At 62.4% G+C, this 14,107-nt stretch carries 8 protein-coding genes; 5 read left to right on the top strand and 3 right to left on the bottom strand.

All coding sequences use genetic code 11. From position 1 onward, the window contains the following. Window positions 1-96: 96 nt before the first annotated feature. The 3 genes from QQJ96_RS06685 to QQJ96_RS06675 all read right to left on the bottom strand — a co-directional run bounded on the left by QQJ96_RS06685 (window position 97) and on the right by QQJ96_RS06675 (window position 1,973). Window positions 97-999, bottom strand: a complete 903-nt coding sequence (locus QQJ96_RS06685) for a hypothetical protein (protein WP_284331194.1) — start codon at window positions 997-999, stop codon at window positions 97-99. A gap of 22 nt (window positions 1,000-1,021) precedes the next feature. Beyond that, window positions 1,022-1,249 (bottom strand): hypothetical protein, encoded by a 228-nt coding sequence (locus QQJ96_RS06680; RefSeq protein WP_284331193.1) that lies wholly within the window; start codon window positions 1,247-1,249, stop codon window positions 1,022-1,024. 427 nt (window positions 1,250-1,676) lie between these two features. Further along, complete coding sequence (locus tag QQJ96_RS06675) at window positions 1,677-1,973, bottom strand: acyl carrier protein (protein ID WP_284331192.1); 297 nt, start codon at window positions 1,971-1,973, stop codon at window positions 1,677-1,679. 178 nt (window positions 1,974-2,151) lie between these two features. On the opposite strand from QQJ96_RS06675, the gene QQJ96_RS06670 reads away from it, so the two are divergent. From QQJ96_RS06670 to QQJ96_RS06650, 5 genes are read left to right on the top strand one after another with little or no spacing between them, the layout of a single operon-like run. After that, on the top strand, window positions 2,152-7,992 hold the full coding sequence (locus QQJ96_RS06670) for a hypothetical protein (RefSeq protein ID WP_284331191.1): 5,841 nt from the start codon (window positions 2,152-2,154) through the stop codon (window positions 7,990-7,992). Between the two features lie 24 nt (window positions 7,993-8,016). Next, window positions 8,017-9,450, top strand: coding sequence for a hypothetical protein (locus QQJ96_RS06665; protein ID WP_284331190.1), 1,434 nt, complete (start codon window positions 8,017-8,019; stop codon window positions 9,448-9,450). Window positions 9,451-9,495: 45 nt separating this feature from the next. Further along, a complete protein-coding gene (locus tag QQJ96_RS06660) occupies window positions 9,496-10,899 on the top strand; it encodes a hypothetical protein (protein ID WP_284331189.1) in 1,404 nt (467 codons plus the stop codon). Between the two features lie 18 nt (window positions 10,900-10,917). After that, the gene (locus tag QQJ96_RS06655; RefSeq protein WP_284331188.1) at window positions 10,918-13,488 is read left to right on the top strand and encodes a hypothetical protein; all 2,571 of its coding nucleotides are present in this window, start codon (window positions 10,918-10,920) and stop codon (window positions 13,486-13,488) included. Window positions 13,489-13,540: 52 nt separating this feature from the next. Next, window positions 13,541-14,035 carry a DoxX family protein gene (locus QQJ96_RS06650; protein WP_284331187.1) on the top strand — a complete coding sequence of 165 codons (495 nt, stop codon included), beginning with the start codon at window positions 13,541-13,543 and terminating at the stop codon, window positions 14,033-14,035. Window positions 14,036-14,107 lie beyond the last annotated feature (72 nt).

Genomic DNA, 14,107 nt, shown 5'->3' with positions numbered 1-14,107 from the left:
TGCCATGTGGAAAGCTGGGATTAGCATCCCAGCCTACGCGCCGATCCTAAGCCGGGATTCTGCGATCAATGGTCAACCTATCGACTGGCCAACATGTCACGCTGCAGGCGATTCACTGCTCTGGGCCTGTTGCTCGGAGAGACGGGCATATTCCTCATTGAACTCCTTGCGCGTCATCAGGTTGTACGCGAGTGGAGTTTCTAGCGGGGCTTCACTGATTTCGTCGACATGCTGCTGACCGATTTTCCAGACTCCCGCATAATTGGATTTGGCTTCCGCTGCACAATGCATGGCGCCCGAGCGAAGGGAATGAAGTTCCTCCTTTTCCGGTACTTTCTCGACCATGGCAGGCACCGCGGTTCGGAACTGCTCACGCAATCGGTTGAGGGCGACCTTTTTCGTGTCGTTGTAAGGATGCAACCCGATGATGCCTTGGAGCGCCCGTTTCGCAGTATCAAATTGGGCATATAGGCCCCAGTTTATCCGGTCGCGTTCCAGTCCTTTTTCTTCGGAAAGTGCATCTCCGCCACTATAACGATCACCCAATGAGTCAATGAAGTTGTCTTCGATCTTTTTATTGAGTCGCCCGTAGTCATCCCAGGTTTTCTTGGCATGCGTGAGGAAGAATTCGGGCGCCAGCGGGGCTTTGGCCAAGGAACTCCATGGGCCGCTCAGTACCTGCAAGTGGCTAAGGAAGCGAAGCGCTTTCGGGTCCGCGTCCACTTTCTTGTCGTTAATGGTCAGTTTGAACTGCTCCTCGGTCCAATATCCTCCATTAGTTGCCGTACTGGTGACCTTTTTCTCTTCGTTGCGCCTTGCGTCGCTTTCAAAGTGATCTTCTCCAGCCACATTCAATACTGTGGTGGAGATAGCCTTCATTTGTAGAGCCGACTCGTCAGCCATCAGTTGCAGGGCCTGCAGCTGTCTAACCTGGGGGCTGTCGTCGGCCGCTTGCTGGAGTCGCTGCTGGGTAATGGCCACGGGGCGATCGTCGGACATGCCTGGAGCGTGGCTGGTCGTTTTACTGGCGGAGTGGCTGGCCGCTGCCCCGGCTTTGCTTGAGATGACGTCCTGGCTTTGATTTGGCGCTTTCAATGCGGATCCCATCGGCGGTATGTCTGATGCTTGGACCAAGCATAAAGGGGCGGCTTGCTATTCGACCCTTGGACAGGCCGTCATGATGAGACATTTTTTGAGGAATGTCGGTGAATTCGGCTTCACTATTCACATCATTTTCACCGTGCTGCATGATAGCGTCGACGGGCTATCGGGGAATTCGGGATTTCATTTGAGTCGGCCAGGGTTGGTCTAGGCGGCATCCAGAGGTAGCCGTCTGGTTTTCCGACGTGCGTTGAGTGTTTCTATCTGGTTGGCTTGCCTCGCTGGCGTCTTGCTGGTGTGTTTCGTCGTGTTTTTCGTTGGTAATCGGACATGCTTCGATTGCCGCGGAGTCTTGCGCGCTTATTTTTTGTTGCCCGTATGTCGGCCGAGCTTCGACTACGGGCAGGTCGTCGAGAAAAGCTTGTTAGCTGTATCTCTTCAACAAGGAAGGAGCCAGGATGCGCTGCTTGGGGACGATCAAAAGTGACGCCGTTGGCCGCGCGACCGGTGGCTCCATTCAAGCCGATAGCGGCAAACGATCGACGAAGCGCCGTTGCCGAGCCGTGCGGCAGAGCCTAGGTCGGCCCCGGGGAAGAGGGCGCTTGCGTAGCAGCGTTCTGTACTTGTTCCCGCGCGAAATCGATCACGTCGCCCACGCACACCAGTTTCTGGCGCAAGTCTTCCAGCGCGCCATCGAGCGAGATGCCCACTTGCTCCTCGATAAGAAACACCATCTCGATGAAATCCAGCGAATCGATGTGCAGCGACGCGATCGTCGTTGCAGGCGTCAGGGTTTCTACCGGCACATCGAGATAGTCCGCCATCAAATGCAGCAAACGGTCAGTCAGTGCGTCCTGCGGGATGTCGCTCATGATCGGCTGTCATCGGGTGGTGGCACAGACCGGCGATATTGGACTGCAGTGCTGCCGGCTGGCAATGCCTGTCGCGCCTATTTCGAAAACATGCATGACAGGACGCCGCCGGCCTAAACCGTTAAAGGCATTGAACGCACTTTCTTTTCAGACACGAAACTACTGACAGGGGGTTGGCATGGAAACGCTTTTGCAGCCGGAACAGACGGCGGATCTGCTATATGGTTACCTCCCGACATGTTTGCAGCCGGGACAGACTGCGAATCTGCTATATGGTTACCGCCCGACATGGGTGCCCGCCGCGGACTCCACACCGTTCTTCGCGCCGCCGCTCGCAGCGCTCAGGCCAGTCGATGTGCAACCTGTGCTGGAGCCCTATCCGGTCTGGGGCAACACGCCGACGATCACCATCCACGATTCGCCCGAGAGTCTGCTCAATCGACTCTATGCCTATCGTGTGAATCCGATGAGCGGCGATCCGCTGGGCATCAGCGTGCCGGCCGGCCCGTTGGCGCTCGATGATGCCGACGCGGCTAGCGCACTGGCCGCGGTGAGCGCGTTGTTCGGCATCGATTTCAGCAAACCCCGCGGCTACATGCTGGTCACCATGAGCCGCTACAACGCCAGCTGGACGCACCCGTTCAGCGCGTCGCCGTCATCGCTGCATCGTACGGACTACCTGACCGACGCCGCCCTGGCCATCATCGATGCGTTGCCGCCAGCCAAGGCGCCAAGCAAGGGTTCCGTGCTGTACGACTCTCGAATCAGCAAGGCCGATGCCGAGCAATACCTGGCCGCGCAGTATCAACTGGGTAGCCACTTCGTCAGCCAGATCGTCAGTGGTGACGTGCTGTTCCAGGTGTTCGCCTATGATGCCGCCCACTACAAAGTGGTCCAAGGCGCGTTCAAGTCGGATGCTACCGCGCAGCCCGACGGCAGCTTCGCAGTGACAGGCTCTAACGCCACAGGCTGGGCGTATCTCACCTCGGCAGCCGCGCAAGGACGCGGCTTTGTGGCGGAGTATGGCGTGCTTGGCTGCCTCAGCGGCGACCCGGCCTTGGAAGCGGCGGTCGCCAAGGGCGATTGGGCCAGTGACTACGTGCCGGAAGGCACCGCCAGCGTGTTCGCCGCCACGGTCAAGTACAAAGTGATGCTGCCACTGGTGCTGCAGGTACCGGTCGCGCTCACCCTTACGCCGCTGGCCGACCTGATCGATCAGCCGCTGGTGGCCGGTCCCTGGGATCGCCTGGTCAAGGGCGGTCTGCTGCAGAAGTATGGCGATGCGGTGCGTATTCCGCAGGCGCGCGAGATCGACTACGACTGGGCGAAGATCTTTCCCGAGTCGGTGGCCTCGTTCGCCAGCAGCATCATCACGCCCACCGTGGACATCTACCAGGAGCGCGTCGATCTTTCGCAGGTCAACCTGCTTGGCGGTGGCATCGTCGCCCAGAACTTCAAGATGCAGTCGTTCACTTCGTTCTCGCAGGTGCTGCACACCAGCGCCATGCCAGGCGACGGCAGCCTGGCCCTGCCCAGCGACAACGTGACCCTGATCGCGCAGATCATCGACATGAGCCAGGCGCCGCAGACGCCCACGCTCAGCATGAGCGCCACCGCGCTGGACAACCTCACCGTGGTTTGCGACCGCATGTACGGAGCGCTGGTGTTCGAGTCGCAGGACGCCGGCCAGCTGCAACGCAAGGTGGCGTTGGACGGCATCCTGTTCGCGACCGGCGCCCAGGCCGATCCGGCCACCGGCCGCTTCAAGGTCGCTATCGCCGGCGTATTGGAGAGCGGCATCGACGCCTCCACGCTGCCGGCGCTGACCCAGAGCATCCAGTTCTCCCTGGTCGCCGCCGAATCGCTGTTGCATGCGCGCGGACCCAATGCCGATGTGGTGCGCGGACTTGAGGTGAGCTACCTCAATTGGCTGGCCGCGCAGATCCCATCCGACACCAAGGACTACAACCTGGCCGAGGCGCGCGCCCGCGCGCTGTACATCGCCAACAACGTGGCCGAGCTTGACACCGACGTGGTCTACGTGCCGTACGTCACCTACGACTCGTACAACAAGTTCGTCGGCGACATGGTCAGCCAGGCGCAGACCCTCAACGCGCAGATCGCGCAGTACCAGATCCAGATCACCGACACCGTCAACAGCTTCAAGGTGATGGATTCGATCGCGAACTTGAACGACAACATCAAGCAGATCGGCGGTGTGCTTACCCAGTACTTCAAGGTGCTGGCCAACGGCCGCGGCGCGATGGGCAGCTACTACGACTCGGTGCTGGCCCAGCTCACCCGCGAGCAGGAGCAGAACACCAAGGACATCATCGAGCTCGGCAACAAGCTGACTGCGCAGCAGACCGTGATCAGCAACGTCAGTGCGAAAGACCCCGGCATCGTCCAGCGTTTCCAGCAAGACTATACGGACTATGCCAACGACCTGGTGGCGCAGTGCGTGGTGTCTGGGGTGGAAGGGCTGTTCTCGCTGGGCCTGAGCATGGCGGCCATTCCCGGCGAAGCCGCCGGCGGCGTGCTCAAGGCGCTGAAGGCGATCAAGGATGCCTACGACAAGCTGCAGGCGGTGATGAAGGTGCTCAAGAGCCTTTCCGCCGTGCAGAAGGCCGTCGGCAATATCGACAACCTCAATACGCTGTCCAACGACATTGCCGCGGCCAGCGCCGCCGGCACGCTGAACCTGCCCAGCCAGGTCGACTTGCAGGCGCTGTCGGAGAACGTACGCGCTGCGCTGACCAATGTACCGGATAGCGGCAAGCTCAATCAGGACAAGGCTGACTTGATCGCCGCGGTCAACACCCTGGTCACCATCGGCACGGCCCTGCTGACGGCGCAGACGCGCGCCAGCCAGATCGCCATGCAGATCATCAACCAGAATCGCCTGAAGACCATCAACGGCGGCCAGCAGGCGCAGCTGGATGCGCTCACCAACGCGCTGCACTTGAGTGATTCGAGCCGGGCGCCGGATATCAACAGCATCGACCTGATCGGCTTGACCGGCCAGTTGCAGTACCAGCTCAAGCAGGTGCTGTCGGTGCTGGCGCAGACGCTGGGGCTGCAGGACGGCGCGATCCAGTACGAATACTTCGGCCAGCCCACGCCGATCACCTCGTTCAGCCTGATCAGCCTGCAGGCGGTGATCGCCACCCAGGATGCGGCGATCATCTCGGCACTGCAGCAGCTCGACCCGCCGCCGCAGCCGGTGACCAAGCCGATCACCATCCGCATCGACAACGTGCTGGCCTCGCGCCTGTCCGGCGGCAACGTGTTCCAGTTCCCGGTCGCGCTGTGCCGCACCGAGTTCTACAGCTACGACATGGTACGCATCGATCGTGTGGTGCCGCGCATCGTCGGCATCAAGAGTACGCGCAGCGGCAACAGCGAAATCCACTTCGCCTGCCAGGCGCGGCCGTTCCAGGACCGCGATTACCAGCGCGACGCGCATACGTTCGCCAGCTCGCGCCGGGCGTTCGGACCGTATGTCTACAACCTGGCCACCGGCGAGCCGGAGTTCGGCAGCAACACCGGCACGTTCGCCCAGCAGACCACGCACCTGACGCCGTTCTCGGTGTGGGAGATCAGTCTGCCGGCGAATGTCCGCAACAACCAGGACCTTCTGTTCAAAAGCCTGTTCGTCAGCATCGAGGTGGACTTCTACGTCACCGCGCACTACGACGATCCAGCCCTGCTGCGCCGGTCGCGCTTCTTGGCCAAGCTGCCTGCGGGGCTGCCCGCCTCGCTGGCCGCGATGGTGGGCGATCCCACTCAGGGCAGCGCGCCGACCCTGGACAACCTCGAAGCGCAGATGTACCAGAACCAGGCCGTGCTGCAGAAATGGGACGCCGTGTTCAACGTGCTGTCCGGGCCGGTCAATGCCTTCCTGTACCAGCAATTCCAGCAGTACATCCAGAAGATCACCCCCGGCAGCAGCGACAATCTGATGCAGGTGAACGCGTACTACTGCGAGAACGTACAGCAGATCCGCGGTGTGTGGTTCACCAACGTCACCAAGATGAGCATCAAGCTCAGCAACCCGCTGCTGGAGTTCGTGCCCGGCAACGACAGCGTGACGGTGATCCAGAACATCCTTAGCGGCACCATCGTGCTGGGCACGCTGGTGGTGACCCAAAATGGCTTCGACCCCACCGCCTGTCACCTGGTCGACCAGGACGTGAACTTCACCGGCGCGGCGGGCAGCGGCACGTTGGCACTGTCGGTGCAGGGCGTGTTCGAGAACAACATGCAGGTGATGGTGAAGTCCACCGGCACGCTGCCGTCGCCGCTCAAGGCCAGCACCGACTACTGGATCGTCGGCTGGACGCAGAGCGGTGGCAAGACCACCCTGGCGCTGTCCGCTACCGCCGGCGGCACGCCGATCGCGCTTACCGACGCTGGCAGCGGCACACACACCATCTATCCGGACATCGAATGGGGCGATCCCGTCAAAGTGGACGTGTCCAAGAAACCGTACGTCAACGGCAGTGTGGCGCTGGCCAAGATCTCCGGCATCGTCACGCCGCCACCGGGGCAGGGTTCGTCCAGCCAGACGCATACGGTGATCCTGGACTTCCCGCAAGGCGCGTTCACCCTGAGCCAATTCGAGGTCGATCCGCCGAACTGGGATCCCGATCACCACGCGATCCAGATTTCCAACGCGCTCGCCAACTACTACGCGACGAACGAGATCAAGTACCAGGTGCAGACGATCAACTACAGCAATCTCAGCAATGATCCCGCGCTGCAACCGTCCAAGTTCGTGCTGAACGCCACTACCACCAATGCGGGCAACAACATCCTGCAGATCCTGATCGCCACCACCGGCGACATCCAGCACGCCCACACCCTCACGCTGAACGAGCCGATCGCCTACGACCCGAGCAACCCCATTCCCGGCCAGAGCGATTTCTCGGTCAGCCTGATGATCAGCACCAGGCTGATGTTCGAACACATCTTCGTCACCAGCTTCAACCAGGGCGGCACCAACCTGCAGGTGGAGGCGGTCGATCCGGGCAAGGATTTCCAGTCGTGGAGCGCAAGGATCAAGCAGGGCAGCGCCACTGGCACGGTCAATTTCCAGAACCCGTACACGATCCGCGGCACCGACACCAATTTCCGCATGTCTGCCAGCGGCAACGCGCTGACCTGGGACCTGACGAATTCGAAGTTCGAGCGCTCGCCCGCCACGGGCGTCGTGATGAACTATACCAACGGTACCGCCAGCCCACCTAGCGGCGGCACCAACGTCAACTTCCAGTACCAGCGCTACAACCCGCCGGTGTGCGCAGAAGGCGCCTGCAGCCCTGGTTTCTGGGGTGATTGGCAGGACTCCAGCGCTACCGCCTACGTCACCATGACCGGTGCCTATCCGCTGCAGGTGACCGGTAGCGGCGCCGCGCAGGTAGTGCAATTTGCCAACATCCAACCCGAGGTGAAATTCGAGCAGTCGTCCGACCTCAAGCCGACCGGTCCGTGCGAGTGCAACGACAACGACTTGAAGATCGCCTTGCTCAAGAGCCTGGGCGATTCGGTACCGGCCACGCTCAAGCAGTACATGGCCAAGATCAGCTTCAAGCCGATCTCGGTGTTCGCGCTGGAAAACCTGCTGTTCCCGGCCGAGCAGCTGATCACCATGAAGCAGGCGCGCGTGCCGGGCGATCTGCTCGTGGTCGGCAACTTCCTGCCCAAGGTGCGCAAGACGAACACGACGTACAACGTGCTCATCAGCGCGGCCACCGGCGCCCAGGGCGTGTTCGGCACCACGCCCTTCCAGAACGGGAAGGGCACCGGCAGTGCCACGCAGAGCGGACTGCCCAAGCAATTCCAGTTCAAGTACGGGCCGATCAATGCGGCGGTCGGCGGCATGGTCACCTACACCATCGACATCGAGGCCGGCACGGTCACTCCGCCTCTGTTCGTAGTAGTCGACCAGCCCGATCCCGACAAAGACCCCGCCACCGTGATCCTGCTGCCGCCGGGTTTCGGCGGCGCAGGCAACTGAGCCTAAAGGAAGGGAGGACAAGCGATGAATGCCACCAATGTCGCCACCAAGGCGCAGCTGTTCGATGAGATGCACGCGAAGGGCTCGGTGCTCAACGGTTGGGACGCCGTGCTGAACCTCAGCGTGAGCCACCTGGCCAAGCGCATGCACCGGCAATGGCCTGCTGCGCCGGACGGTACGCGTCAGCTCACCTTGCTCAGCGCCCATCCCGCGCAGGTCCAGGCGCAAGGCGCCGCTCAGCGGCGTATCGGCCAGATGCAGATCGAACTCGGCGCGCCGCAGGTCGCGCTGCTCGCGGGACAACCGGTGCTGGCCGTGGATTTCCCCGTGCAGCGCGTGCAGGGACGCTCCGGCGCGTTGACTGGTGCGGCGGGCATGGCCCGTGCTTTGCCAATGTTGTCCGCGCTGGCCAACGATGCGAGCGTGGCCTGGGATACGCCCGCCGCGGTCGACGTGCCGACGCGCCCCGACGCCAAACTGTCGGTCCAACTACCGCTGCGCGTCGTGCGTGCGCCATCGGGATCGGCCAGCGTGCCGCCGGTGTTCGAACTGTTGCTGGATGTGGCCGGCGCGACGGCGGTCGCGCAGCAGCTGCCGGCGGCGGCCGGTGATGGTGGCGCCCTCGCTCGCGAGGCCTTGAACACGCTCGGCGGCACGGATGGCCGCTTGCTGCTGGCAACCGTGGATGGCAGCACGCAGGCCAATTGCCGCGCACTGCAGCCGCACACGGTAGCGTTGCACACGGTAAGCACTGCGTCGGGGCAACAACTGTTGCAAATGCACTTCGCGCTGGGCGACACGCCGGCGCCGCAGGACACCGGCGTGGATCTCGGTGAGCCCGTGCCGATCACCGACGGCATGGACTGGTCGCTGTTGTTCGGCAGCCAGAAGGTGTTCCAGGATCTGGTCGCGCCGGGCTTCAACGCGCGCTCCAAGCATGTGCAGCTGACCGCTGCGCCGCCGCAAGGCGACCAGCGCGCGTGGTTCCTGCAGACCAAGAACCGCATGTATTTCCAGGGCACGGTCGATTGGGGTAACGCCATGCCGCCAGTCGCCCAACAGGCGCAGCTCGGCCTGAACTTCACCGGCTCGCCCAGGCAGGGCCTGCTCGTATCGGCCTTTGCCGATCCCGGTGCCACGGTGAACCTGGAGTTCGGCGTACAGCAGAACTATCCGGTGCAGTGCGCGGGACAAGCCGGGCAGCAGACGGTGGCTTTCGCCGGCTCCACTGCGACGGTGGCCGCGCCGGGCGTGGCGGAGAAAACTTTCAAGCCCTATCTGGACCAGATCCTCAGCCAGGAAATCCGCGGCGACCTCGACGCCACCTCGCTCGAGCCGCTGGCCGCCTTCGCCATCCGCACCATCCGCTTTCCTGGCGACGAGGCGGTGATCGACGCGGTGCAGATTCCCGGTGACCTGGTGATGGTCGGCGACCTTCAGCCGGACAAGGCGGGCTGAGCCGTCTGCCGCGACTTCGCCACCCCAAGGATCAAGGCCCCGTCCATGCCCAACCCCGCAACTTTGAGCAACCTGCTGCAGCAGATGTACCAGAACAAGGAAGTGCTGCAGGGCTGGGATGCCGTGATGAACCTGCTGGAAAGTTCGGTCAACAGCTTCTTCATGGCGCAGTGGAACCGGCAGACCGGCAGCGCCGGCAAGCTGTCCATTGCAGTGCTGTGGTGTGAGGGCGTGTTGCCGGCGCCGGGCCACCAGGGCTGGTTCACCAACGTCACCCAGTTCAAGGCCGACCTCGGCGCGCCACTGTTCCAGTTCATGAGCGGACGCAACGAAGTGACGGTGCGCCAGAACATCCTGGGTGGTTCGACCCGCCTAGGCACCATGTCGGTGCCGGCGAATTTCGATCCCTCCAAGGCCCAGCTTTCGCCCGATGATCCGCGCGTGGACTGGGCCGCTTCGCAGCCGGTGGACATGTCCAAGCATCCTTATCTGTCCGGCACGGTCGGCCTGCAGCAGGTGCAGGGCGTGGTGGGCAATGCGCATTCGCTGGTGCTGAACTTCGCGCAAGGCGCATTCACGCTCAATGCGCTCAGCGTGGTGGGCGTGGACAACACCATGCTGGTCAACCAGCTCAAGAACTGGTTCGCCACTCATCAGATCCGCTACGTGCTGGCCTCGGTGGATTTCCAGAACCTGACCGGCGCCTCCGGGCTCACACCGACCTCGTTCCGCTTCAACGTACTCACCACCAATGCCGGCAATACGGTGGTGCAGTTGATGATCACTACCAACGGCCGTCCGCCGCCGAGCAACGTGATCAACGTCAACGAGCCCATTCCCACCGCCGACAATCTGACCTGCACGCTGATGATCAGCTCGCGTGTGCTGTACCAGGAAGTGCTATGCCGCGGCTTCAACGGTCACGGCGGCAACTTCTCGCTGTATCCGATGGGGCCGAAGTCCGGCTACAACGCGTGGTACGCCACCATCAGCCCGCAGATGCATTTCCAGGGCAGCTTCAGTTACGGCAACTGCTGCAACCGGACCGAGGTGACTTATAGCGTATACCTGGGCGGCGACTACACCGGCACGGCCACCGAAGGCTTCGCGTTGTCGCAGCAGATCCACACGCAGGGCAACGCGCCGGTGGATATCACCGTATCGGCGCGTTATCCGGTGTCGCTGTCCGGCAGCGGCGCAGGACAATCCATTCGCATCAATCCGGGCACACCCTCGGTGACGGTGAGTGGTGGCGCCGAAGGCGAGATGAAATCGCGCCTGCAGGACATCCTCAACAACGATATCCGCAATGCCATGGCCGGCGTCTCGTTTTCCCCGGTAACGTATTTCGCGTTGAAGAACTTGCTATTCCCGGACCAGCTGATCCGCATGAGCCAAGTGCAGGTGCCGGCCGACCTGCTGATCGCCGGCACCTTCATGCCCAACTGAGGTTTGCCGATGGAGCCCATGCCGCAACTCGGCGACAGTGCCAACCTGCTGCTGGGCCTGGCACCAGGATGGCACGGTGGAAGCGGGGCGGTGTTGCCGTACGCGGCGGCACCTAACAAGGCGTTGTGCGGGATCGACACGCCCGCATCACTCCCGACGGGGAACTGGGGTGGGCTGCAATTGAGTTTTCACCCCAGTATCGCCTCACTGATCGACGCCTTGTTCGATTACCGATTGCGACCGCTGCGGGCCATGTCCGGCCAACTCGACCTGCGCGCAAGCAACTTGATGCTGGGCGCCGGGCAGCGTGCGCAGGCCATCGATACGCTGGCCAGCTTGCTGGCGCTCGCTCCTGCGCAATTGGCGGCGGGCCGCCTGGTACTGCTGCAGATGACCCGCATCGACGCGGAGTTGCGCCATCCCTTGGACGAAGGCGGAATAGGGCGTCCGATTCATGTCGAACACTATTGGACGCGCGAAGGGCGTCACGCCATCGGCCGGCTACGAGTGGCGAGGCAGCCAATCGTCAATGACGATGTTGAGCATGCGCTCATAGGTCGCCACGAAGCAGGACGCTACTTCGATTACCTGTACGACTACGGCAGCCACTTCATTTCCTGCCTGCGGATGGGCGACAAGTACTTCCAGGTGCTGGCTTGTCAGCCACAGCGTTATGACTTATTGCAGAAGCTGTGGCTGCCGTTGATCGGGCAGGGTGATGCAGGTCCAGCTTTGCAAGGGCTGGTCAACTACCTGGGTGGCGACTGGATCACCGCCACGGGGCGCGTTGCCAGCGCCTCGAATCATGTCTTCGACGGCGATGCCTGGCATGTGCCCAACCTGCCTACCGGCCATAGCCTGCTCGCGCCGCTGCTGCGCCAGGCTGAGGCACTGCCGGCCGGATGGAGCGTGCCCATCGGCATCGAGTTCAGCCCGCACAGCCCTTATATGGAACGCCAGCGAGCCATCGCATGGCAGCAGGTGTATCAGGGTGCCATGCTGCAACGCTTTGGTGATGGCGCCTCATGGAGCAACGGAATCGCCAAACTCGCATCGCCATCGCGCATCCATTCGGAACACGCCAGCGCGCAGGGCGGTGATATCAGTGAGCTGGTGGGCATCCATCCCAGCCACGACACCTTTCATGGTGATCTGTTCGCCTCGCGGCTGCCTGTGCACGGCGAAATGTCATGGACCGTACAAGCCGGCGCGAGCCTGTTGGCGCTGACCATGGATGCACAAGCGGCTGATGGCTGCGTTCCACGTATGCGTTTGCGCGGTAGCGTATCGTCGGAATGTCAGGTTTTTACCGGCAAGCTGCGCGGCGCGCTGCTGATCGAACTGGCCGACGGCCGCCTGGAAGCCTTGTTCGCCGGCTTGCGTTTTGCCGCAGGTACACAAGGACGGCCGACAGTGTCGGCCGAGCTTTCTCGCCCGGATTCGGCAACCCTGATCCGTCTGCGCCTACCGCTGCTGGTGTTGCTGACAGATGCCGAAGCGCGTTGGACGCGCGCATCGGCCGATCGGGATCCTGCGGAGGCCCATGCCATACGCGGTGAAATAGCGTGGTTGCTGCGCGCTGTGCTGGAAAGCGGTGTGATGCATGCCGACGCCACCCAGCATGCGTTCTGGATTGCCTTTTGCAAGCGCGCAGCCTTGCTGGCCCATTGCGGCCCCGGCCAAGCCGTTGCCCCAGCGTCGACTGCCAACATGGAATGGATGCAGGCGGCCAACGTACTCTTGTTCCGGTTGCGCCTGGATCAGCCCAGCGGCTTGCCCGCATCGGAACTTGCCAGCATCGACCAGGCACTGCTGCGCTTGCTGGAACAGGCAAGGCCAGACGCGGCGGCGCCAGACAAGGCTACGATCGACAAACTGGATGCCTGCCTGCAACAGCTTGAGCAGGTTCGCCATCAAATCGCACTCGCTAGCCAAGCCCTGCTGCAACGGGCGGAGCCTATTGAAGATGCCGAGGCGGCTCGGTTGTTGACCCAGCTGATCCCGTCACGGGAAGACTCCGTGCGCCCGCCACTCACGCCCACCAGTCATGGCGATGAAGGCCTCGCGCAGGTGACGACCTTGCTCGGCAGGGCAGAGCGCGACTACCAATTGGGGCGGTTGCTAAGCGAACTCGCCCATGACGCCGTCGGGGTGGCCATTGATGCGCCGCTGGCTTTGCTCGAAGGCGCCGACCCTGCCGGCCTCACCCAAACGCAATGGCGCGAGCTGCCAGCCGAGGCCTGGAGGGTGCTCGAAGCCGCGATGCAGGTCGACACCAAAGCCGTTGAAGCCTTGCGCGTAGGCCTAAAGGCGTACGGCGCACAGGGCAGCGTACTGGTTATGTTGATCGCCAGCCTGACAAGGCAATGGCACGCCTATCATCGTGCGCGTTGGTCGCACGATTTCGGTGAGCCGACCTCCCTCCTTCAGCGCATCCAGCTGAGTGCTTCCCGCCTCGATAGCCTGCTGGCGGACATGATCTTCAACCAAGCGCCGGCCGCCATGGACGCGACGATCGACACGATGACCTGGCGCTGTGCGAACCAGGACACAAGGGCAGGGCCAGATCTTCCGCCTCCCGGCCTGTAACCGAGATGGCCCGGCCTGCGAATAAACGGTAGCAATCCGTATCGTGGCGCCCATGAACAAGATCTCTCTCCTGAGCAAATACGCCATTTCTCCCATCGCGCTTCCTTTTCAGTGGTATGCACTTCCCTTGCGCCTGATGGTGGGCGGCGGCTTCATCGAGCATGGCTACGCAAAACTGGCCCGTGGCCCTGAGGCATTCATCGGCATCCTCCATGCCATGGGCATGCCATTTGCCGATCTGCTTGGCTGGGCGACCATCGCGATCGAAGTGTTGGGTGGCCTGATGGTGCTGCTGGGAGCCTTGGTGCCGGTGATGTCGGTCCCGATGATCGTGGTCCTGCTGGTCGCCACGCTTACGGTCCACCTGCCCAATGGATTCAGCTCCATCAAGCTGCTGTCGTACGACGCGGCGGGTGCACATTTTGGTCAGCCGGGTTACGAGACGGATATGCTCTACCTGGCCGGATTGCTGGCGCTATGCGTCGGCGGCGCAGGTCCTCTGTCGCTGGATGGATGGCTGAGCAAACGCCGAAAGGGCGGCGACTAAAACAGCGCTGTGAAGTCTTGCCCGTGGGCATCCAGCGTCCAAGATGACGGTGGGCCGCTATCTATGTGCTGG

Source organism: Dyella flagellata, assembly GCF_030160275.1.
Lineage (GTDB): Bacteria > Pseudomonadota > Gammaproteobacteria > Xanthomonadales > Rhodanobacteraceae > Dyella_B > Dyella_B flagellata.
The sequence above is the reverse complement of the archived record's forward strand: the minus strand, read 5'-3'. Positions and strand labels throughout refer to the sequence as shown.